Raw genomic sequence first — 20,577 nt, 5'->3', positions numbered from 1 at the left:
TCCCCCCGATCCATCTGGCCGGAGCTCGGCTCCGGCAGCTTGGTGCTGTCGTGGCGGGGTCAGGCTACGTGGGCGAGGAACTCGCGGGCCCGCTGATCGAGGGCGACGGCGGTGCTGCCGCCGCGGCCTTTGACCGGGGAGAGGGAGCGGCGCATCTGGACGACGGTGTCGCGGGTACGGCCGGAGCGGATGCCGGCCATGGCGTCCAGGGCCCGGTTCCAGGTGTGGCAGGCGTCGTCGAGGTGGCCTTGGCGGACCTGGACATCGCCGAGGTATCCCAGGGTCACGGCGTGCGTGCGTGCGTAGGGGAGGGCTCGGGTGCGGACGCTGCGTTGGAAGGCGGCTTCGGCGCCCTTGAGATCGCCGAGGTCCCGCATGGTGCAGGCCATCTCGTGCGACAGGGACGCCTCGGCGAAGAAGGCGACCCGGGCGGGTTCCTCGACGCCCGAGTCGGCTGCAGCCAGGTCAGTGCTCGCGCGGTTCAGCGCGGCCAGCGCCTCCTTCTTCTGCCCGCTCACCGCCAGAGCTCGGGCATGGACCACACCCAGCAGGGCCCGCTCTCGGGGTGTAGCCAGCTTGTAGCGGCGCTCGGCCATCGATCCTTCGGCCAGTTGCAGCGCCCGGCGGGGATGGCGCAGATCAACGGCCTGGTGCGCGGCCGCGCGCAGAATGTGCCCGGCCAGCGCCGGCGCATCGGCTTCGGCGGCCATGCGCAGCGCGACCCCGAACTGCCGCTGGGCGACCGCGTGCTCGCCGGTGTCGAAGCTGGTCCATCCGGCGAGGTAGACGAGCTCGGCGGCGGCCATGAGCAGGTCGCGCCGTACCTGCTCGGAAGGGAAGCGTCCGGAGAGGTATGCGGCGACGTCGGTGCGCAAGTAGGCGGCGAGGGCGGTGCGGCCCGCGCCACCGCCCAGGCGCTGGTCCTGGCTGGAGTAGAAGCGGGTGGCGTCCTGTATCGCGGCCACGTGTCCGGCCGTAACCGTCAGGTGGGTGCGGGGTTCGCGGGTGCGCGCGTGGTCGCGGGTCTGGTCCCACCAGGCGGGTGGGGGCAGGGCGGCGCCCGCCACCGAGTACGCCGTGGCGGAGAGCGCGGTGCGCCGGTCCATGCTCATGCTGTCCCCGAAATCTGCCAGTGCGGTGGCCGTGTCGATGTCCCAGGCCGGCCGGACATCGTCAGCCCCGGCGGCGAGCGAGGCGAGCCCGATGTGCGCTGGGGTAACGACACGTGCCAGACGGCGCGAGAGCGTCTCGCACAAGATAGACGCCGCTCGGGGAGCAGGCCGTGTGCCATTCACCCAGGCCGAGACGTGCTGCTGGCTCACAGACGCGAGCTCGCTCACTCCGGTCTCGGTGGCGACCCGTACGAACGCGGCGGCCAGTTGAGGCTGGGACCAGCCGGTTTCGGTGATCACCGAGGCCAGCAGCGTGTTGCGTTCACGGGCCACCGTGCGCCCCTTCTCCTCGAAACGATCTTTTGTTGGTTTTGTGGGGTTGCCCAGTGCTGGGGTCTGCCCGCACGGCGAGGTAAGCGGTTTGCTTTCTGCAACCCACCCTATGGCCCAACTCCCAGACAGGGGTGGGAATCCAGACACCGCTCAGCCCTACGGGCCGGTCGTGTTCCGCGACCTGTTCGCCGTCCGATCTCGACTCTCCGTGAGGAGCTGACGTGAACGAGCTCACCACCATCGCCCTGGCGCTGTCCCCGAGCCTGGGCACGGCCTGCGCGGCGCGTGCCGTCCTGGGGCGCGCGAAGCGTACGGCAGCCGCCAGCGCCCGGAGCGCAGCGGACGCCGAGGCCGCCAAGACGCTCAAGGCCCAGGGCGAGGAAGTGCTACACACCGCCACAGTGCGTCTGCCCAAGATGGCCGCCGGCCCCCGCCCCGCCCATGAGACCTTCGCGGGGCCACCCCTTCACCCCGACCTGGTCGGTGCGGAGTTCACCGAAGCACAGCAGGTGGTGCTGCGCCAGGTGGCGGCCTTACTGAACGCCGCCGACAACCAAGCCGAAGCGGCTGCCACGCAAGCACTGCGGGTGATGCTCGAGCCGGTCATGAGCCTGGTCGTGCGTCAGCAGCAGTCCATGAGCCAGGTACTGGAGTTCGCCTCCGACCCCGGTCAGCTGGAGCGCCTGTACCGGCTGGACCACGGAACCAGCCTGATCATCCAACGCGCCCAGATCCTGGGTGCCGCCACCGGAACCCTCCGCCTTCAGCCGCGGGAAATGGACGTGGCGCTCATGGACGTCCTGCGCGGGGCCCAGGGCCGCACCAGCGACTATCAGCGGGTCGAACTGCCTTCCACCCACAACGTGCTGGTCCACCGCTGGGCCGCTGAAGCCGTCACCATCGCCCTGGCCGAACTCATGGACAACGCCCTGCGCCACGGCACACCCGGGCAGGGGAAGGTCGCGGTGTGGCCCCGGCTGGCGGGCCGAGGCCTGGACATCGCGATCGACGACAACGGTCCCGGCCTGAACGAGGAGCAGTACACCCGGACTCGAAAGGTCCTGGCAGGCCAGGAACAGCTGCCGGTACGGGCGCTGGCCGCGCGGAGCGGGTTCGCGGCGGTCGGTGCGCTCGCTGCGGCCTACGGGTTCGGGGTGTATCTGGACCGGTCCCCGCTCGGGGGACTGCGGGTCGTCGTCCAGGTGCCCGAAAACCTGCTCGTAGCCGCCACCGTCCCGGTACCGGAAGGGCCCGGCCACGGCTCCGTCCCCGATAGGGCACCCATCACACCGAGCCCGGTCGCGGCGTTCCAACAGGCCGTCCGCTCCGTACGGGCCCACCCTACCGGGGAGCACGCGTCCGGCTACGCCGATACGTCCGTTGCCGGGCGGCCCGAGCGCGAAGGTGTTTGGTGAGAGCCTCCCCGGGCCGGCAGACCGCCCGAACTCCTCCGCACCACCGTCCATCAGAGCGTCGAACTGACTCCAAGCACTCCCGAAGGGACCATTAGCATGTGCACCCACAGGCCCTCGTGTCCGTCCAGTACGGCCCCTGACTGGGATGCCGCGCGCAGCGTGGCATCCCATCCCGAACAGGGCTGGTCCCTGCTCTGCAACGGCACACTGATCTTCGAGGACACCGGTGCGCTGACCCCCGACGGAGCCATCGTGAGCCCGGTGCGGGCGCACGCGAGGGCGGCATGACCACGCTCTTCAGCACGATGCCCTCTGCCGTGGCCCCCGCCCCGGCCGCAGACCAGGCCGTCCAGGACTCCTCGCCCTCGCTCCCGGAGATGCTGATCGCGTGGTCGGCCCGCGATGAAGCCCTGACAGCGCGCTCCGCACGCTTGCCGGGCGTCGCGTACTGGCTCCGTGAGGTCGCGGCCGCCCGCACGGAGCATGAGCGCGCGCTCGTCCGTGTCGTGAACCAGCACGGGTGGCCGTCCGTGGACCTCGTCGGCGACGAGGCGGCCACGGCCGCGCTGCGGATCCTTCTCCACGGTCAGGACCACGCCTTCCTGCTGCGCTGCCGGGATCTGATCGCGGCCGCCGTCGAGGACGGCGCCTGTTCCCAGGTCCACCTGGCCTACGTCGTCGACTGGTGCCTGGTCCGCCTCGCGCAGCCCCAGCTGTACGCCACCGCCATCAACCCCGCCCTCGGGCGCCCCTACCCGGTGGCGGACCCGGACGGCCTGGACACGCGGCGCAACGAGATGTGTCTGCCCCCGCTGGCCCAGGAGCTGGCCCGTCACCAGACCCGCCGCCTCGCCTCCTGATCCCTCTCTCCCTGTACGGCGTCCGGCCGTGCTGTCCGTTCGTGCTGCCCTGATTGGAATCCCCCATGCCTCCTGAGGACTTCCCCCGCCGGAGTGTGGCCGCCGATGCCATACTCGGCACGCGCCTGGAGACGCTCCTCGGCTGGCTGCTGGCCCTCCCGTCGTCCCCGGCCACCGCCGTGCTGATCGAGGAAGCGGAGCGGCCCTCGTTCACTGATTCGGCTGGCTTGCGCGGCCTTGTGGCCAGGGCTGAGGAGCACGTCAAGGAGCGGGCGACCGCGGCCGTCTATGCCGTGGTGCCTCCGGGGGCGGGCGAGCGCGCCTTCGCGGACATGGAGACGGCGGCCGCCCGCTATTGCACGGCGAAACCCCTGCGCCATCACGACCTCGCCCCGCTGGCCGGCCATGAACGCCCGGGCCTTCGCGCGGTCCTCGAACTCGTCGAGGACCGGTCTGTCCAGATCCTCGTTGTACCGTCCCTGGACCACCTGCCCCCCGACGGCACCGGCGCTGAAGACAGCCTGTGGACCCTCACCGGCATCCGGGCCCTGCTCAGCGCGCGCGGGGTGCGTCTGATCGCAGCAGACCACCGCAGGACCCTGTCCGGCCGCATGGTCGGGGCGGCCCGGTGAACGCAGCCAGCAGCAGCATGACACCGCGACGACGTGGGCCCGATCCCTTGTGCAGGCTGACGCCGGCCTGCCCGCCGGATCCCGGCCCGGATCGGCTCACCGTGGCCTCTGGCACCCCGACGCGTCTGGCGGGTGCGGCGCACGTTCCCGCCCGTACCAGGATCGAACACCGTGCTGTGCGAGCCGTCCTCGTCACCCGTCGAAGGAGCAGAACCGCATGCTGACCGTGCTGCCGTCCGTTACGGGTTGCTCCCCCGCCTCGTTACCGCCCGCTGTACCCGTCACACCTGACCGCTGCGTACCGCCCGCCCGGCCGGACCGCGGTCTGGCCACGACGGACGCTGCGACGCTGTGGCGGCTGCGAGAGCGGCTCGCCGTCGACCGAATCGCGGACCTGGTAGCCGAAAACAGCCCCCTGTACGCCGACTTGAACACCGTCTGGGACGAAGGCGAAGTCCTGACCGAGCACGAGCGGGACCTCCTGCGCTACCGGCTCCATCGCGACCTCGCCTGCCTGATCAGCAGCAGCTCCCTCACCGTCCTCACGCTGACCCTGCCCACGGTGAACTTCGCACGCCTCGCTCTGGGCGACACGGCCCCGGCCCTGCCTTGCTCCCTCGGACAGCTGCGCCGCCTCGCGGCCGTACTCAGCACCGTCCTCGACGAAATCGGTGCCCAATGACGAGCCACGCTCTCGCTCCCGCCCCGTACGTGATGCGGCGGGCCTCGGCGGATGACGCGGTGGCGATCCGGATGCTGTTCATGGCCCACCTCGACCACGCCCACAGGCGGGGCGACGTGCCTGCGGTGCGGGGTGCGGACGCTGCCGGTGTCCTGGAGCGGTTGGCGTGCGGCCCGCGGTGGGGCGGCGAGGTGTGGGTCCTGTCCGACCGGGATGAAGGCCATATCGGGGCCCTCGTCGAGGTTCTGCCCACCCGGGGGACACGTCATCGCCGGATCCTCCAGGTCACCACGCTCATTGCCCCGCCCCTTCCCGGGCAGAGCTCGCTGGCCCGCGTGACGGTGGCCTGGCTCCTCGACCACGCGGCCCGCCGCAACGCCGAGGCGGTCGAACACGAGCCGGACTCTCCGGCGATCCGCACTGTGCTGCTCGCCGCCGGCTGGAGCAGCGCGCCCAGTGCCAGAACCCGCCCGGGCCCCGTGCTCCTGAGCCATCCCTCCCGGCGTACCCCTTCGCTGCCCGCCTACGTCACCACCGACCAACACACCCCGCTGGTACCGGGGGTGCCGCTGTTCACGGTGCGGCGCCTGGAGGACGGGGACCGTGCGGCCCTGCTCCGGATGATCACGGAGCGCGACAGATGGCTGGGCGAGCGCGGGCACCTCGGCATCCGGCCGCAGACCAGTGGCTTCCTCCACAACCCCACCCGTCTCCATGCCAACCCTCTCGACGGCGGCTGGGCGCTCCTGCAAGGAAGCGCCCTGGTCGGCGCCGTCACCCTGGAACACCCTGATGACCAGGGCAAGGGCGGTCCCGGGACAGAAGTCACCGTCACCCACATGTGCACCCTGCCCGGCCAAACCCGGCATCTGGCCCGCCTCCTCTCCGCCTGGGTCTCCCACGCCTCGCACCGGGCCGGAGCCCGGACCATACGCTGCACGGCCCCGCTTCCGCTCGCCGACGTGTGGATCGATGGCCAGTGGACCCCGGTCCGGTGCCTGAGCACGGATACGGGACTGCGTTACCTGCTGACCCGGCCTGCCCAGCCCCACCCCGAGCTCGCCTGCCTCCTCGACTCGCATCTCCAGCCCACCGGCACGCTGACAGCCGACGCTGACAGGGGGGCCCGATGAGCATCCCGGCCAAGGTCACCGCCGTCCTCTCCCCGCGTGCGAGGGTCCTTCGGCCGTACATCGCGGCCCTGGCCTCCGAGCAGCCTGAACTCGCACACCTCACCCTGCGAGGTGACGGCTCCCTCGGGTATGCCGACGAGCGCGAGGACGACCGCGACAACGAGGACGGCCTGTGGACCCGGGTCCCCGAGCACTCCGATGCGGTTGGGCAGGTGGAGAACTGGCGTCCGCATCCCCGACGCCAGCGCCATTTGATGAGCGAGCTGCTCTGCCAAATCTGTGCAGGCCCGCCCGCCCGTAGCGCGGACGGGTGGCTGTTCGTGCTGCCCGGCGGGCCCGAGTCCCCGTCGGATGGGGATACGCAGTGGGGAGAGGGCCTCATCGAGGCGACCCCGCCCGTCTGCCGCCGCGACGCCCGCCTTTCCGTCAAGCGATGCCCGAGCCTGGGCCAGGCCGTCGCGCTGTGGGTGAAACGGCCCATCCTCTACGGCATTTACGGCACCACGTACCGGCTCGGCCCGCGCGGCATCGAACGGCAGGGCGCAGGTATCGCCAAGTACGAAACGCCGGCCTTGGGCTGGACGGTGGCCACTCAGATGGTCCGGGAGCTGACCGGCACCCGCATCGACCGGGATCTGACCGTCCGCCTCCGCGCCCTGCACGCCCGCCGCCGGCTGCCCACTGAGCCGCGGTGCCCGCACCGTCCTCCCTCGTCTACCAGCCCTGACATGTTGAACAGGAACCACGGATGATCACCACAGCGCCCCAGCGGCACCGCTCCTTCTCGCGGATACCGGATGACCGGCCTCGGCCTACAAGGCGCTCCGCCGCCCTGAGCAGGGACCTGGCGCGGGCGGTGCTGGCACTGCGCCGTCACTTGAGTCGCTCCGCCGTGCCGTTGGCTGGCCGGATCTCCCGGGCACGCGCCGTGGGTCTGCTCAGCACCGAACTGGGCCTGCCAGAAGAGCTGACCTCAGCGGCCTTGGCGGTCCTGGAACAGCGCGGCGACGTCTTCTTCAGCGGCCGCGGTCGCGGTGTGTCCGTGGTTGGCCCCGGCATGGTGCATCCCGACGACGCGGTCATCACTGCCTACCTCGAAACGGCGGCCCTCTCCTACGGGCCCGGCGACGCCCTGCCCATGGGGCTGATCGCGCACGACTGCCAGGTGCCGGTGGCCCACGTCCGGCGCGCGAGCCGCCCGCTGATCGTCTCCGGACTCCTTCAGTTCCGCCCTCGTGGACCGCATGGCCCTGGCCTCTATGTCCGCGAGCCGTCCACCGCCACACGGGAACCGGATCGCTCCGGGGCCCCGGCTCGCGCGAAGGCTGCCAGGCATGGGTAGCGCCACCATGACGCCGGCTGTCGGTCATCCTCCACGCGAGGCCGGGACCCAGACCGGAGACGGGCTGCAGGAGCTCTGGAGTCAGGAGAGGGCCCTGGCCTTCGTTGAGCAGGCGCGTGCGGTAGGCCAGCTCCTGGCTTCCTGCGCCACCACCGTGCCTGCGCCGAGTGCCGGTACGGAGACTGAAGCCGTCGAGATCGCCGGCCGGATTCGCTCCGCCGCCGAATACCGGCTGTACACCCGTACGCAGCCGCTGACGGTGCCGCAGCTGGCTGCCGACCTCGGCGTGCGTCCGGCCTCGGCCGCTGTGGCCCTGGAGCTCCTTCATCGCGAGCAGTTCCTCGAGCAGGTCAGGGACCGTGGTGCTGACGGCGGCCTGTACCGGGTGCGTGTCCAGCAGGACTTACCCACCCTGACGGTGGACTGGGCGGTAGAGCAAGTACGGATGCAGCTGGCCACGGGACTCCACCCGGCGGGCAGCGTCTTCCGGATAGACCTCGCGGAAGTCCTGTTCAACGTCGGCACCTTGCCGGACCTGCCCCGCCAACTGCAGAGCCAAGGGCTGCTGCGGCGCGCGGGCGGCCAGTGGGTGGTCACCCGCAACGCCCGCAAACTGCCTCGCCCTCCACGCGTGTCCGAACCGGCGCCCCACCACCGTGTGGTGTTCACGCGGGACGAGATCCTCGTGACGGTCACGATGCTGCGGCACGACGGGCGCCGGATCCCTCTGCCCGCCCGGGCGGATGTCGACTCCTGGCATCGCCTGCGGGCGATGGCCGCCCACGTCCAGGCCGCCCTGCCGCCCGTCGCCACCAGCGGTGAGCAGGCGTTCGTGAATGCCGCGCTGTCTGTGGGCTCCTGGGTCCTCGCGCCGCTGGAGCCCACGGCCCGCAGATGGCACGTCGCCTGGCTCGCCACCGCCATCGACGCGGCCCTCGCCACCCTGCCCGCAGATCCCGCACCGCCCCCCGCCGAGCTTCCGCTGACCCCCCGCAACAGGGACAAGCACCTCACCGGATGGGAGCGGGAGGAGGCCGGCGCCGAGGCTGCCTACGCGTACGACGTCAAACAGCTGCGCGTCGCTGAGATCGCCCAGGCGACCGGGTTGTCCGTGAGCGTCGTCTACGGCCTCTTGCGTGAGAAGCGCGTCGAGCTGCGAGGCCGCGGATGAACGATCGCAACCCCGCCCCGGCCCGCCCCGCGACCGGCAGCAACGCCGCAACGGACGGGCCCGCCCGGGGACCGGCCGATGCCCTGACCACTCCCGAGCGCCGGCATCGGGCGGTGAACTGGTACCTGACGGGTGAGGCGGCGAGCCTGGCCGGCACTGGTGTCCACACCGTCGCCCTACCCGTCATCGCCATGCTCTACCTCCAGGCCAGCCCCGCACAGGCGGCCCACCTCTACCTGCTCTCCCAGATCCCGTATCTGATCGTCTCGCTGCCCGCGGGGGCGATCGTCGACCGGTACCCGGTCAAGACCGTGCTGATCGCCACCGATCTGACCGCGGCCGCCCTGGTTGCGGCCATTCCCGCCGCGACGGCCTCACACACCCTCACGATGTCCGTCCTCTACACCGTCGCCCTCGCCCTGGGGTGTGTCACCGTCCTGCACCAGGCCGCCGCCAGCGTGGTCCTCGTCAAACTGGCCGCTCCCGCCTTGCTCCAGCAGGCCACGGCCCGCCAGGAAGCCGTCCTGGGCGCCGCCTCCACCATCGGCCAGTACCTGGGCAGCGGCCTTCTCGCCGTTACTACCGCGGCCCGGGCCATCGCGGCCGACAGCCTCTCCTACCTGATCTCGGCCTGGTGCACCTCCCGCCTCCCCGCCCTGCCCTCACACCGGGCCGGTGCACGCCGCACGACGCTCATCACCGAGATCCGTGATGGGCTCCGCTACACCCTGGGCGATCCGATCCTGCGGCCTCTGGCCCTGTGCCTCGGCATCACCGGCGCCGGAGCGGGCGTCGTCACCGCCTTCTCGTCCTGGTACCTGCTGACCGTGATCCAGGTCGGGCCCACCGGACTCGGCATCATCATGGGCGCGTCCGGGGCCGGATACCTGGCCGGAGCCCTCCTCTCCCCGCGGCTCATCCACCGGGCCGGGCCCGGGAAGACCCTGATCGTGAGCGTCGCCGTGTACCCGGTTCTGGAGGTGCCGCTCCTGATGGCCCGGCCCGGCGGGGCGTGGGTGGCAGTGCTGGTGGTGGCCGGGGCTGTTCAGCTCGCGGCCGCGGCCTGCGCGACCGCGACTGTCCGGCTGGTCCGCCTTCGTCTCTGCCTACCCAAGCTCCAGGCCCGCACGCAGCAGTCCGCGACTTGGATGGTGGCCGGCAGCCGCCCCCTCGCTGCTCTCGCCGCCACTGTCCTCGCTGCGGCCGCCGGGGTCTGGGCGACGCTTCTCGCCGGGACCGTCGTCCTTGCCGGCTCCGCGCTCGCTCTGTGGCTCTCGCCCATCCGTCTCCTCACCCACCTGCCCGAATCCTCTTTTCCCCGAGAGGAAGGCGGCCCGGTACTCCAGCCACCCCACGGCCCAGCTGCGAACCGGAGGAGTTTCTCCCCATGACGTCCCAAGCACCCTCCGCCGTCGCACCGCTGACTCCCGTGCAACGGCCGATCGCGCAGCACGTGGTCGAGGGCTGGTCGAACACGAAGATCGCCAAGGAATGCTGGGTGTCGCCCAGCACGGTCACCACCCACCTCCGGCGGATCCGCGTACGCCTGCACGGCGAGAAGCGCTGTTCACGCGCAGTCCTCGCCCACACCCTGCTCCGGTATCGCTTGGTCGATCCGCCACCCCTCCCGCCGAAGCTCGAACCGTTCACGCCTTCCCGGGGGACGCTCCTGCTGCTGCGGGCCCTCGCCGAGCACTCGCTCGCTGCCGACATCGCCGAGGCAGCACAGATCGCCCCCACCTCCGTCGGAACCCGCACCCGCAAACTCATGCGGACCATGCAGGCCACCGATCCCGCGCACCTCATCGGGATCGCCCACGCCCTGGGCTTCCTGCGCCCCGGACCACCAGCTCAGCCTGCCGCCGCCGTGCCCTCCGACCCCGGGACCACGATCCGCACCAACCTCCCCAACACCCTTGCGCCCAGAAGGCGAACCTCATGACCGCCCCCGACTACGGCGTCATCCCGCTGGGTGAGGACGCGCTGCGCCGGCCATCCGCCAGCCGGATCGCCCACCTCCTGATCGGTGGCCACCGCGACGCCTACGAGGCCGACACCGCCCTCACCGACCAGCTCCGCGCCATCTTCAGCCACCTCGACTCGGCCGCCCGCATCGGCCGCGCCTACCGGACCCTGACCGCCCAGCACCTCGCCCACCTCGGCTTCCGCCAATACCTCGACCTCGGCTGCGGCTACCCCGCCCCCGACACGGGCCATCCCGACATCCACCACCTCATCCACCCCCACCACCCCGCCGCCACCGTCGTCTACATCGACGGTGACCGCATCGCGCTCGCCCATGCACAGGCCGCGGCCTGTGGCGCGGCCGGCGTGCACCACCTTCTGGCCGACCTTCGCCATCTCCCCGACGTCCTCCACGACCTCACCGTCAGCGGGATCCTGGATCGGGACGTGCCCACCGCGGTTCTCGCCCACGACGTCCTGCCCTACCTCCCCGACCACACCGCCGGCGAAGTCCTCGCCGCGTTGAGGGGCTGGCTGGCGCCGGGCAGTGTCCTGTCGATCAGCCACGCCACCACCGACTACGGCCTGGCGGAGGTGATGTCCAAGCTCACGTCCGCGTACGAAGTAGCAGGCATCACCTACCAGCCGCGGCCCCACGCCGTGGTGAGCGCGATGTTCGGCGGGTGGGGTCAGCTGGGATCCGGTCTGGTGCCGGTCGCCGGCTGGCACGCGAACCATCCCGACCGGGCGGCCCCCGAGCAGGTCTCGGCCGCGTACGCGGGCATCGCCATCAAACCGGCCAGGAGGCTGCCGTGACCGCTCCCACTGCTGCTCACGGCGCCTTCGACGTGAAGCGGACTACCCCGCAACGGCCCTACGGCTCGACCGCGGACCCCCTCCCCGACACTGGCTCCTCCGAACGAGCTCCGGGAGCCGCCTCATGACCGCGTCCCGTGTCCGTGCGCAGGCACCGGGCGAGGAGGTCACCACGCCGGCCGAAGGTTCCCGCAGCAACCCAGGTCCGCACGGTCCGCACCGTCGGCGCAGCACCCCGGCACTGCCAGTACGGCGCGCGCCTGGAGCGGGAAGTACCTCGTTCTCGCCGGGGGCCCGCTGGCTTGCCGAGCAGGCTGGCTTCCCCCGGCCGACCAGAAGCCGTAACCCTTGGGCCCGTGTTCTCCTCGCCGATATCCCGCTCGGCCGCGGCCTGTGCGTTGTGCGCGTCGCTGCGCCCTCCGCGGCCAGGGTGGTCAGGGTTCTCGAGGGCTGGGACCTGGCCAACACCCCGACCCTCGAAGCAGGGCACGTGTGGACGTTCGTGGTCCGTCCCGGCATGACCGACGGGCGTCAGATTCCCGGCGGAGCTTTGCTCACGGGCGCGGCCGGGGAAGTGCTGCGCTGCCCGGAGCCCGGGCAGCTGTCCGTCCCGCCGTGGAGCTGGGTCGTGCCGCCCGACGGCTCCGGTGACCTGCTGGACCCGCGGGCCCTTGCCGAGGCACTGCGACCCGTCTGAACCGGCCAGCCCCACAGGGTCAGCTACGCCGTACGCCGACCGTCCGCGATGCAGGCCATCCCCGATATGTGGCCCTCGCCTGAGAGATGTGGACCTGATGAGCACGCAGATACCGGCACAGCGCCGAAACGAGAAGCTGGGATGGTGGGTCCGGCAAACCGGTCTCAGCTATGCGCAGTTCGCGCGGGAACTGCGGGCGACCGCGCAGGCGAATGGGCGGCCCGATATTCGACCGGATCGTACGCGCATCGGTCACTGGATCAATGACGGGCAGGTGCCGCAGCACCCGCTGCCGGACCTCCTCGCCCAGACAGTGAGCAGGCTTCGTGGCTGTGCCGTCGCACCCGCTGAACTGGGGCTGCCACGCGCGTTGCCTGTGCAGGCCGGGCTTGGTGCAGTGGACGTCGCCAATGCCTTCGCCCGCCAGGCCACCTCCTCGGAACTGGCCGCATCCGACCTCGCCGATCTTGACGTGGCGGTCCATGAACTCACCGCGGTCTATCCCAACCGTGTGCCGGGAGACTTGTGGGAGTTGGCCATGCGTCACCGGCGTGCGGCCCATGAGCTGCTGCACCACCGGCGCCACACGCTCCGTGAGGGGCGTGAGATCGCGCGCCACGCCGGGATGCTCTCGGTAGTCCTGGCCTGGATCGCACACGACACGGGTGATCACGGTGCTGTGTCGGCCTTCGCCGCCGACGCGAGCGCGCACGGGCAGCAGGCCGACGCCCCGGAAGTGACCGCATGGGCGGAAGACGTACTCGCGACCGACGCTCTCTACAACGAGAGACCGCTGGACGCGCTCGCCGCCGCAACGCGCGGACTGGCCGTGGCCCCCCGCCGGAGCGAGGCCGTGTACCGGCTCACAGCCCAACTGGCGCGCGTACATGCTCGCCTGGGCAACGAGGACGGCTATCGCGAAGCAGCACGACGTATCGACGAGTACCGTCCGGAAGTTCCCCAATGCCGAAGCGGGCTCTTCGGGTTCGACAGCGCGGCCATCGACTCGATCAACGCCTCGTCCCTTCTATGGCTGAGCCGTCCGCAGCAGGCTCACAACGCGGCGACAGCCGCGATCGGCCTCTACCGCTCGATGGTCGCGCCGGCCGCCGCACCCACCCGTCTGGCTCTTACCGAACTGGATCTCGCTCTGGCACACGCAGCCCTCGGTGATCCGGATGAGGCTGTCCGCGCAGGCCAGGAGGCCCTCGCCGGTACCAGGGTCGTCGAAGCCATCCTCGACCGTGCCCATCAGCTCGACCTCGACCTGCGACGGCGCTTCCCCGGCCACCGCAGCGCCGACGACCTCCGAGACCAGATCCGTTCCATGCGCCCCGCCGCCTAACGGTCCGGCCATCCGCGAGCACAGCCGACCAGTACATACGCGCCGCCGACCACGAACGGCGCTCCCGCTCAACGAGGAGGGACCAAAGGATGCAGCACTCTGCTCTCAGCCGTGTCGCCCCCGGACCGCGAGCCGCGGTGGTCTTCGACTGCGATGGTCTTCTGATCACCACGGAGAGAGCCTGGGACCTGGCATACGACGAGCTCTTCGCCCGCTACAGCACCGAGCTCGGCCCCGGCGGCCGCAACCGCCTCAGGGGCCTCGGTCTCGAAGCAGTCGGGCAGGTTCTCGCCGAACTGCTGCACCAGCCCGGACTCGGCCCCGCCCTCGCGAAGCAGGCCCTGGAGCTGATGCAGAGCCAGGTCGAAGAGGTCATCGCGCCCATGCCCGGCGCAGTCGCGCTGGTTGCCAAACTGGCCGGCACCCGCCCACTCGCTGTCGCCTCCAACGCCCCGACCAGCGTGGTGCGGGCCCATTTGCAGAGGTTCTTCGATCTGACCGACATCATCATCGTCGGAGGAGACATGGTCCGATCCCCGAAGCCTCAACCGGACGTCTACCTCGCCGCCTGCGAGGCACTCGCCTCACAGCCGGCGCAGACGTGGGCCTTCGAAGACTCCGCCGTCGGCGCCGCAGCCGCGCACGAAGCCGGTCTGTACGTCGTGGGCGTCCCGCACGGCACGATGTCGGAGATTGCCTGCCACCTCACCGTCGACTCCCTGGACGATCCGAGGCTGCGCCGCGCCCTGTTCCACCGCGCGGTCGAATAGAGCGCTCCGGCTGTCGGGCCTCCGGCCGTCCGGAATCACGGTGCGAGACGGGTGGGCCAGCGACGACGTGTGCCCAAGCGGAGCGCCACAGCCCGCCACACGGTGCCACACCCCGGCATCCGAACCGCCACAGCGCGCGCCCTTTCCGTGCCACAGGCCCATGGGATGTCCTGTGGAGGTGAACAGCCCGTGCGGCATACGCCGCAAGGTTCTTCAGACCGGCGCGCAGCGCGGGTTCCAGCGCGGCCGGATCACCCCGGCCATGCGGGCCCGGCGGCACGGTCTAAGGGAGGGGTCGGCTGTGGTGCACAACGTCTTGACCACTGTGCTCTGCGACGTGGGCGATGTACTGATCAAGTTCGACCGGGGCGTCGCCGAGGCGATCGAGCGCCGGCACGGACTTGCCGAAGGATCGCTCCTGCCCGCTGTCTTGAAGTCCCAGCCCGGGCGCCTGGCCATGGCCGGGGCCATCGACCACAACACGTGGCGCGCCGAAGTCGGTGCGCTGGTGGGGCCGGGCGCGGTCGAGGCATGGCTCCGGTACCACGGCGACCTCGACTCGCAGGCCGTGGCCTGCCTCAAGGCGGTCAGGGACCGGGGGGTGCGTGTCGTCCTGCTGTCCAACGCCAACGGCCGACTGCGTTCGGATCTCGCCTTCCACGGGATATCGGACGTGGCGGACCTGGTGCTCGGCTCCGCCGAGATGGGCCTGCTCAAGCCCGACCCCCGCTGCTACCAGGAAGCCGCACGGCTCGGCGGCTTCGCGTTCCACGAGGCGCTGTACGTCGATGACACCCCCTCCTGGGTGGCCGCCGGCGAGGTCCTCGGAATGACCGGGCACACCTTCACATCCGCACGGGCGCTGAACGAGTGCCTCATATCGAAAGGACTGCTGTCGTGAGCACCGCTGAGGGCGGACCGCGCGCTCCCGCCGTGAGCATCATCGTCGCCACGGCCCGGGACACCGGCTGCAAGCGGCTGGTCCAGGCCGTACGGGCCCAGTTCGCCGCCTTGCCGACGACGTCGTACGAGATCGTGCTCGTTCTGGACGGATGTCCCCGCTACCCGTGGCTGACCGGCGTCGAGGAGGACCTGTGCGTCATCGTCCTGCCTCAGCGCCTGGGCATCGCCCGAGCCCGGAACACGGGGATCAACGAGAGCCGGGGGAACCTGCTGGCCTTCCTCGACGACGACTGCGTGCCGGCGGACACCTGGCTTCCCGAGCTCGTACGTATGAGCGCCGAGTACCCCGGATCGACCGCGTTCGGCGGGCGGGTGATCGCCACCGCCCCCTCGAACCTCTACAGCCAGCTGCGCGACGGGATCTACTACTACGAGACCTTCGGCTCCTGGTACACGGACGACTCCTCCAGCGCAGACATCGTCGGGGCCCCGTACGTCAACGGCGGCAACAGCGCCTACCGGCGAGAAGCGCTCCTGGGCAGCGGCGGGTTCGATGCGCTGTTGCCCGCGTACAGCGACGTGGAGCTCGGCCGGCGCATGCTCCTCGCAGAGCGGGCGGTTCTGAGCCCGCGGATGGCGATCCACCACGATCATCCCAGCGAGTTCCGGCAGTACATGGTCCGCTGCTGGCGCAGCGGCCGGGCCCGCGCCGTCCTGTGGCGGCACCGGGGCTACCGGCAGGACTCACCCCTCGCAGTCAGCCGCACCATCGCGGCGAACCTCATGTGGCACAACGCCGTCGACCGGCGGCGCCGGATCACCGCGTCCCCCGTCCGGGTGGTGGCGGTGCTGACCTGTCAGGAGATCGTTCATGGCATCGGATACGCGTACGCGCTCCTCGGGAGCCTCGCTGGCCGCCGGGGTGCTGGCGACCGCTCTCGTGGCACGCCGGGCGTTGGAGTGGCGGCAGGTACGGCGTAGCCGCGCCCTGCAGGCGCTGCCCGTGGCCCTGTCCGCGGGCCGGGACGACGCTGCCCGGATGGTGTGCGTCGTGCCGATGTTCCAGGAGACCGACCTCGCCGAGGACACCGTGCGCTTCTGGCGCCGCCTCGTACTGGACAAGACGGTGGACGCGGTGGTCCTGGTGACGACCGTCAAGGAGTCGGATCAGACCGGGCCGACCACGCACGCCCTGCTGGAGGAGGCTCTCACCGCCGACGCCGGCGGGCCGGACTCGCTCGTGCTGCTCCACTGCCAGGAGGTGTGCCCCTACCGTGCGGCCCAGCTCGATCTCGCGGTCGAGTGGGCGCGGGAGCGGTTCACGGCGGCCGCGGAGACGGAGTCGCTGTGGATCGGGGTCTACAACGCCGACTCGCGGCCGCAGCCGGAGACCTTCGCCGAACTGCGGCAGCAGATCGCCGCCGCGCCGGACGTGCGGCTGTTCCAGCAGCTGGTCGACTACGTGGTCCCCGACCGCGAGGGCAGCGGGAAGGTGGCCGCGGGAAACGCCGTGCTGCAGACCTGGTGGACCCTGTCGCACTACGTGTCCCGCAACACGCAGGGCCTGTCCGGTGACACGGTGTGGTCCAGGACCTCGCCGTACTCGACATTCGGACACGGTGAGTTCATCCGCAGTGACTTCCTGCAGTTCATCGGCGGGTTCCCGCGCTACGCCTACGCCGACGGGCTCCTCCTGGGATGGGTGGCCCGCCTCGCGGGCGAGCCGATCGGCCTGCTGATGAGCCGCGACATCGCCGAGGTCCCCCGTACCGCCCGTGACCTCGTACTGCAGCAGACCGCCTGGCTGCGCGGCCTGCTCAATTTCTCCATCACGGTCGATTGGTGCCGCACCCAGGGGCTGCTGAACCTCTCGGAATGGGAGGTCCGGCTGCTGCGGGCCCGCCACCTGGCGATTCCCGTGGCGTGGGGGCTGAGCACCGCGGCGGTCACGGCGGGAATCGCGGCTGAATCCCACCGGGTGATTCGCCGGCGAAGCTCTGCGGCCGGCATCGCGACGGTGGCAGCATTGGCTGCCTACCCCGTCCTTCCCGGGCTGGTGGCCACGACGCGTCAGCAGCGCGACATGGGACTGGGCCGGAGGGTCGCCGGGGTACTGGCATCCTGGCCAGTGGAGGGTCTGGCTTTCTGGCCGGCCTTGCACGGGCACCTGCGGCACGGCCAGCAGGCCCCGGCCAAGACGCCGCGATAGGCGGTAGGAAAGGTGAACGGGAATGTCGGCCGACGACAGCGCCAGCGAGCAGCTGCTCAGCGACGCCCTGGCCCGCGTGAGCGGGACGTGGCACGCGGCGGACTACCGGTTCGAACCGGTGGCCGGCGGCACCATGGCCGCGGTCTGGCGTGGCGTCCCGGCGTCCTCCCAGGCACCGGAGGTGGCCGTTCGGCTGACGCCGAAACCGGCCGCTCTGATCAGCCGGATCGGCGGATTGGTCGACGGTGTCAACAGTGTGGAGTGTCCGCAGACGCTGGCCGTCGGCACGGTGGAGACCAAGGGCGGCCCGCAGACCGTTCACGTGTGCACCTGGATCGGCAAGGGCGGCGCCGACCGGAGCGACCCGTACGGACTGGGCCAGGATCTTGCCCGGCTCCACTCGGAGCTGGCCCGGCCGGACGCGGGCGACTTCACCGACCGCCGCCTGACCTTCGAACGCGGCCCGGTTCCCTCCCCGGACCAGGAGCTGCCACATTGGTACGTGGCCCGGCATCTGTGGCGGGACCGGATCCTTCCCCGCCTGGCCCAGGACCTGGCGTCCCTGCGGCCCCAGCCCATCCACGGCGACCTGCACTGGGACAACGTCGTGGCCGGCAGTGGTGGCGGCCGGTTCGGGTTCATCGACTTCGACAAGGTCATGCACGCCCCACCGGTCTTCGACCTCGCCAAGCTCCTGGCCACCGGGTTCTTCGTCCTCCAGGGCGAGCGGGCCCGCTACCAGCAGGCCCGGGCCGCGGACCTCCTGGCGGGCTATCGCAGCATCCGGCCACTGGAGGAGGCCGAGGTAGCCGCGATCGAGGGCTTCGTCGTGATCCTCAACGGCGAGATCGCCCGCCTCGGGTACGCCTACGACGTCCCCGCCTACCAGACCCAGGCCAACGCGGTCGGAGCCTGGTGGACGAACCGGCGCCGCCAGCGCCCACAGGACCCGCTCGGCCTGCGCGAGCGGAAAGAACCGCCCGCGCCCCAGCAGCTCCGCCTGCCTGACCACGACAGCTAGCCCCTCCCTCACCCCCCGCACCTTCTGACGACACCCGTGTGCCCGAAAACGGCCGGGCCCTGCCCGCACACGAGGTCGTCTGTCATGCCCATGCCCACTTCCTGAATGGAGTGATGAATGCGTTCCCTGCTCATCGGCGCCGGCGGTCACGGCGGCGACACCCTGCTGCCGGCAGCCTGCTCCGCCGGCCTGCCCCTGTCCGCCCTGGTCGACCAGGACACCGAGCGCGCCAAGCAGCTCGCCGCCCAGTGGATGATCCCCCAGACCTACTCCTCGGCCGGCGAGGTCGACCCGGCCGTCTTCGACGCCGCGCTCATCGCGCTGCCCGTCACCGAACAGGCCGAGCACGCCGCGTGGGCGATCAAGTCCGGACTGCACACCTTCGTGGAGAAGCCCCCGGCCCCGGACCTGGAGGGCCTGCACTCCCTCATCGCGCTGGCCCGGCAGGCCGAGGTGACCTGCTGCGTCGGCATGAACTTCCGGTGGGCGGAGGGCGTGCGCCAGCTGGTCAACGCCCTGGACTCCGGCCGGTACGGAACGGCCCGCTGCGTCCGGGTCGATCACGTGGCCCGCAAGCCCGTGGACACCTTCGGACCGGACATGTCCCTGGAAGCGAGCCTCTTCGCCGCGCAGGGAATCCACGCCATCGACCTGGCCGAGATGCTCCTGCCGGGCACGTCCTCCCCGGCCGGCCAGATGATCTCCGTGGACCGTGGGCGCCTGTGCTCCATGGTCTCCAGCGACGCCGCCGCCGGAACCCGGGTGGAAGTCCAGTTCGGCAGCTGCGCGGCCGGCTTCCACCACTCCGTCCACGTCACCACCTCCCGCGGCGACGTGCTGTCCCTGCGCGACCTGTCCGAGCTGCAGCTGCGCCCGAGCGGCGGCGACCCGCACGTCGCGGAGTACCCCGGTCCCCGGGTCCTGTGGCGCCGCTCCCCGGCCTCGGGCGGCTACGCGCACGCCGGATACGGCCCCGAGCTGGCCGCCTTCCGGGACCTCCTGCGGACCGGCACCGCCCCGAGCCACCTCGCGCGGCTCGAGGACCTGCTCCCCGTGTACGAGGCGTTCGACTCGCTGCTGAAGAAGGAGGGCCTGTCATGGACCGCGTGACCAGCCAGCTGCTCGACCTCGCGATCGCCGACGGCGGCACCGGCAACGCCGAGGTGGTCCGCACCCTGGAGAAGCACCTGGCCTCGCTTCTCGACGCCCCCTACGCGCTGTGCGTCTCCTCGGGCACCGCCGCTCTGGTCTGCGCGCTGCACGCCGTCGGCGTTCAGCCGGGAGACCGTGTCGCGGTCTCGGCGCTGGGACCGTCGATGACCGGGCTGGCGGTCGCCACGGTGGGCGCCGAACCCGTGTTCGTCGACTGCCGGCCCGGCTCCTACGGTCTGGAGGCGGACGCCCTGAACACGGCGGCGAAGGCCGGTCCGCTGGCCGCCGTGATCCCGGTCCCGATGTGGGGCTACTGGGACGAGGACCCCCAGGTACTCGCCGACCTCCGCCAGCGCGGCATCCCGGTGATCGTAGACGCCGCCCAGGCCCCCCTCCTGCGGCTGGGCCCGCAGACGCTGGCGGAGAGCGCCGACGTGATCTGCCTGAGCCTGCACGGCCGCAAGCCCATCAAGGCCGGCGAGGGAGGGGCCTGCCTGACCCGGAACCCCGAGCTCGCCGAGCGGGTCCTGGCCGTGCGCAACTTCGGGCAGCAGACGAAATTCACCGGCACCCGGCTGGATCCCACCGGCCCCTTCGCCGGCCAGTTCGGCAGCAACTTCAAGATCAACGCGCTGGGCGCGGCCTGGGCCCTGGACCAGAGCACGGACGTCGGCGCGCTGCGCTCCCGCTTCGCCACGCTGCGCAAGACGGCGCAGGCCGCGTTCGAGGCCACCGGCATCGACTGGCAGGAGGCTCCGCAGTCCGGCGGCGTCCTGGAACACGGCGGATACGGACTGGTGGCCGTGTGCGCCGACGCCGGCGACGCCGCGGACATGGCCCACCAGCTGGCCGACAGCGGCATCGAGGTCGACACGCTCCGCTACTCCTACGCCCCCATGCACCACAGCCCGTACTTCGCTCCCCACCGGACGAGCACCCCGGCCGCGAGCGCTCTCGCGGCCCGCGCGGTGGCCTGCCGGCTCGAAGCGTTCCCCTCACCCCTGCCCCTCGGAGGCTGA

Annotated in this window: 22 protein-coding genes; 21 read left to right on the top strand and 1 reads right to left on the bottom strand. The window is 71.3% G+C overall.

Features of this window, described 5'->3' with window-relative positions; all coding sequences use genetic code 11:
- Positions 1-59: 59 nt before the first annotated feature.
- Positions 60-1,445 carry a Tat pathway signal protein gene (locus OG764_RS30945; RefSeq protein ID WP_328971612.1) on the bottom strand — a complete coding sequence of 462 codons (1,386 nt, stop codon included), beginning with the start codon at positions 1,443-1,445 and terminating at the stop codon, positions 60-62.
- Positions 1,446-1,666: 221 nt separating this feature from the next.
- On the opposite strand from OG764_RS30945, the gene OG764_RS30940 reads away from it, so the two are divergent.
- From OG764_RS30940 to OG764_RS30840, 21 genes are all read left to right on the top strand, one after another.
- Positions 1,667-2,860: an ATP-binding protein gene (locus OG764_RS30940; protein WP_328971611.1), complete on the top strand. Its 1,194-nt coding sequence runs from the start codon at positions 1,667-1,669 to the stop codon at positions 2,858-2,860.
- A 96-nt stretch (positions 2,861-2,956) separates the two neighbouring features.
- Positions 2,957-3,148, top strand: a complete 192-nt coding sequence (locus tag OG764_RS30935) for a DUF5999 family protein (RefSeq protein WP_328971610.1) — start codon at positions 2,957-2,959, stop codon at positions 3,146-3,148.
- Positions 3,145-3,720 carry a DUF6624 domain-containing protein gene (locus tag OG764_RS30930; protein WP_328971609.1) on the top strand — a complete coding sequence of 192 codons (576 nt, stop codon included), beginning with the start codon at positions 3,145-3,147 and terminating at the stop codon, positions 3,718-3,720. The genes OG764_RS30935 and OG764_RS30930 overlap by 4 nt, the downstream gene beginning before the upstream one ends.
- A 65-nt stretch (positions 3,721-3,785) precedes the next feature.
- Positions 3,786-4,352, top strand: a complete 567-nt coding sequence (locus OG764_RS30925) for a recombinase family protein (protein WP_328971608.1) — start codon at positions 3,786-3,788, stop codon at positions 4,350-4,352.
- A 217-nt stretch (positions 4,353-4,569) separates the two neighbouring features.
- Complete coding sequence (locus OG764_RS30920; protein ID WP_328971607.1) at positions 4,570-5,034, top strand: hypothetical protein; 465 nt, start codon at positions 4,570-4,572, stop codon at positions 5,032-5,034.
- The gene (locus OG764_RS30915) at positions 5,031-6,167 is read left to right on the top strand and encodes a hypothetical protein (RefSeq protein ID WP_328971606.1); all 1,137 of its coding nucleotides are present in this window, start codon (positions 5,031-5,033) and stop codon (positions 6,165-6,167) included. Before OG764_RS30920 ends, OG764_RS30915 begins: the two co-directional genes overlap by 4 nt.
- A complete protein-coding gene (locus tag OG764_RS30910) occupies positions 6,164-6,919 on the top strand; it encodes a hypothetical protein (protein WP_328971605.1) in 756 nt (251 codons plus the stop codon). Before OG764_RS30915 ends, OG764_RS30910 begins: the two co-directional genes overlap by 4 nt.
- Positions 6,916-7,509 carry a hypothetical protein gene (locus tag OG764_RS30905; RefSeq protein ID WP_328971604.1) on the top strand — a complete coding sequence of 198 codons (594 nt, stop codon included), beginning with the start codon at positions 6,916-6,918 and terminating at the stop codon, positions 7,507-7,509. The genes OG764_RS30910 and OG764_RS30905 overlap by 4 nt, the downstream gene beginning before the upstream one ends.
- A 154-nt stretch (positions 7,510-7,663) precedes the next feature.
- Positions 7,664-8,680 (top strand): hypothetical protein, encoded by a 1,017-nt coding sequence (locus OG764_RS30900; RefSeq protein WP_328971603.1) that lies wholly within the window; start codon positions 7,664-7,666, stop codon positions 8,678-8,680.
- Positions 8,677-10,071, top strand: coding sequence for an MFS transporter (locus OG764_RS30895; RefSeq protein ID WP_328971602.1), 1,395 nt, complete (start codon positions 8,677-8,679; stop codon positions 10,069-10,071). Before OG764_RS30900 ends, OG764_RS30895 begins: the two co-directional genes overlap by 4 nt.
- Entirely contained in the window at positions 10,068-10,622 is a 555-nt protein-coding gene (locus OG764_RS30890; RefSeq protein ID WP_328971601.1) for a LuxR C-terminal-related transcriptional regulator, read from the top strand. Before OG764_RS30895 ends, OG764_RS30890 begins: the two co-directional genes overlap by 4 nt.
- Positions 10,619-11,461 (top strand): SAM-dependent methyltransferase, encoded by an 843-nt coding sequence (locus OG764_RS30885; RefSeq protein ID WP_328971600.1) that lies wholly within the window; start codon positions 10,619-10,621, stop codon positions 11,459-11,461. Before OG764_RS30890 ends, OG764_RS30885 begins: the two co-directional genes overlap by 4 nt.
- A 430-nt stretch (positions 11,462-11,891) precedes the next feature.
- On the top strand, positions 11,892-12,158 hold the full coding sequence (locus OG764_RS30880; RefSeq protein ID WP_328971599.1) for a hypothetical protein: 267 nt from the start codon (positions 11,892-11,894) through the stop codon (positions 12,156-12,158).
- Between the two features lie 97 nt (positions 12,159-12,255).
- On the top strand, positions 12,256-13,503 hold the full coding sequence (locus OG764_RS30875; protein WP_328971598.1) for a hypothetical protein: 1,248 nt from the start codon (positions 12,256-12,258) through the stop codon (positions 13,501-13,503).
- 89 nt (positions 13,504-13,592) lie between these two features.
- Complete coding sequence (locus OG764_RS30870; RefSeq protein WP_328971597.1) at positions 13,593-14,273, top strand: HAD family hydrolase; 681 nt, start codon at positions 13,593-13,595, stop codon at positions 14,271-14,273.
- A gap of 325 nt (positions 14,274-14,598) precedes the next feature.
- The gene (locus OG764_RS30865) at positions 14,599-15,174 is read left to right on the top strand and encodes an HAD-IA family hydrolase (protein ID WP_328973230.1); all 576 of its coding nucleotides are present in this window, start codon (positions 14,599-14,601) and stop codon (positions 15,172-15,174) included.
- The gene (locus tag OG764_RS30860) at positions 15,171-16,157 is read left to right on the top strand and encodes a glycosyltransferase (RefSeq protein ID WP_328971596.1); all 987 of its coding nucleotides are present in this window, start codon (positions 15,171-15,173) and stop codon (positions 16,155-16,157) included. The genes OG764_RS30865 and OG764_RS30860 overlap by 4 nt, the downstream gene beginning before the upstream one ends.
- Positions 16,048-17,385 carry a hypothetical protein gene (locus OG764_RS30855; RefSeq protein WP_328971595.1) on the top strand — a complete coding sequence of 446 codons (1,338 nt, stop codon included), beginning with the start codon at positions 16,048-16,050 and terminating at the stop codon, positions 17,383-17,385. The genes OG764_RS30860 and OG764_RS30855 overlap by 110 nt, the downstream gene beginning before the upstream one ends.
- A gap of 22 nt (positions 17,386-17,407) precedes the next feature.
- Complete coding sequence (locus OG764_RS30850) at positions 17,408-18,406, top strand: phosphotransferase enzyme family protein (RefSeq protein WP_328971594.1); 999 nt, start codon at positions 17,408-17,410, stop codon at positions 18,404-18,406.
- 117 nt (positions 18,407-18,523) lie between these two features.
- Positions 18,524-19,516, top strand: a complete 993-nt coding sequence (locus OG764_RS30845; protein ID WP_328971593.1) for a Gfo/Idh/MocA family protein — start codon at positions 18,524-18,526, stop codon at positions 19,514-19,516.
- Positions 19,504-20,577: a DegT/DnrJ/EryC1/StrS family aminotransferase gene (locus OG764_RS30840; protein WP_328971592.1), complete on the top strand. Its 1,074-nt coding sequence runs from the start codon at positions 19,504-19,506 to the stop codon at positions 20,575-20,577. The genes OG764_RS30845 and OG764_RS30840 overlap by 13 nt, the downstream gene beginning before the upstream one ends.

The sequence above is a fragment of the Streptomyces sp. NBC_00239 genome, from assembly GCF_036194065.1.
Classification (GTDB): domain Bacteria; phylum Actinomycetota; class Actinomycetes; order Streptomycetales; family Streptomycetaceae; genus Streptomyces.
The sequence above is the reverse complement of the archived record's forward strand: the minus strand, read 5'-3'. Positions and strand labels throughout refer to the sequence as shown.

What these genes read in the sequence shown, in the direction of transcription:
- OG764_RS30870 (WP_328971597.1), top strand. Translation starts at nt 13,593, where the DNA reads ATGCAGCACTCTGCTCTCAGCCGTGTCGCCCCCGGACCGCGAGCCGCG.
- OG764_RS30895 (WP_328971602.1), top strand. Translation starts at nt 8,677, where the DNA reads ATGAACGATCGCAACCCCGCCCCGGCCCGCCCCGCGACCGGCAGCAAC.
- OG764_RS30855 (WP_328971595.1), top strand. Translation starts at nt 16,048, where the DNA reads ATGGCATCGGATACGCGTACGCGCTCCTCGGGAGCCTCGCTGGCCGCC.
- OG764_RS30920 (WP_328971607.1), top strand. Translation starts at nt 4,570, where the DNA reads ATGCTGACCGTGCTGCCGTCCGTTACGGGTTGCTCCCCCGCCTCGTTA.
- OG764_RS30925 (WP_328971608.1), top strand. Translation starts at nt 3,786, where the DNA reads ATGCCTCCTGAGGACTTCCCCCGCCGGAGTGTGGCCGCCGATGCCATA.
- OG764_RS30845 (WP_328971593.1), top strand. Translation starts at nt 18,524, where the DNA reads ATGCGTTCCCTGCTCATCGGCGCCGGCGGTCACGGCGGCGACACCCTG.
- OG764_RS30885 (WP_328971600.1), top strand. Translation starts at nt 10,619, where the DNA reads ATGACCGCCCCCGACTACGGCGTCATCCCGCTGGGTGAGGACGCGCTG.
- OG764_RS30930 (WP_328971609.1), top strand. Translation starts at nt 3,145, where the DNA reads ATGACCACGCTCTTCAGCACGATGCCCTCTGCCGTGGCCCCCGCCCCG.
- OG764_RS30840 (WP_328971592.1), top strand. Translation starts at nt 19,504, where the DNA reads ATGGACCGCGTGACCAGCCAGCTGCTCGACCTCGCGATCGCCGACGGC.
- OG764_RS30850 (WP_328971594.1), top strand. Translation starts at nt 17,408, where the DNA reads ATGTCGGCCGACGACAGCGCCAGCGAGCAGCTGCTCAGCGACGCCCTG.
- OG764_RS30910 (WP_328971605.1), top strand. Translation starts at nt 6,164, where the DNA reads ATGAGCATCCCGGCCAAGGTCACCGCCGTCCTCTCCCCGCGTGCGAGG.
- OG764_RS30915 (WP_328971606.1), top strand. Translation starts at nt 5,031, where the DNA reads ATGACGAGCCACGCTCTCGCTCCCGCCCCGTACGTGATGCGGCGGGCC.
- OG764_RS30875 (WP_328971598.1), top strand. Translation starts at nt 12,256, where the DNA reads ATGAGCACGCAGATACCGGCACAGCGCCGAAACGAGAAGCTGGGATGG.
- OG764_RS30935 (WP_328971610.1), top strand. Translation starts at nt 2,957, where the DNA reads ATGTGCACCCACAGGCCCTCGTGTCCGTCCAGTACGGCCCCTGACTGG.
- OG764_RS30905 (WP_328971604.1), top strand. Translation starts at nt 6,916, where the DNA reads ATGATCACCACAGCGCCCCAGCGGCACCGCTCCTTCTCGCGGATACCG.
- OG764_RS30890 (WP_328971601.1), top strand. Translation starts at nt 10,068, where the DNA reads ATGACGTCCCAAGCACCCTCCGCCGTCGCACCGCTGACTCCCGTGCAA.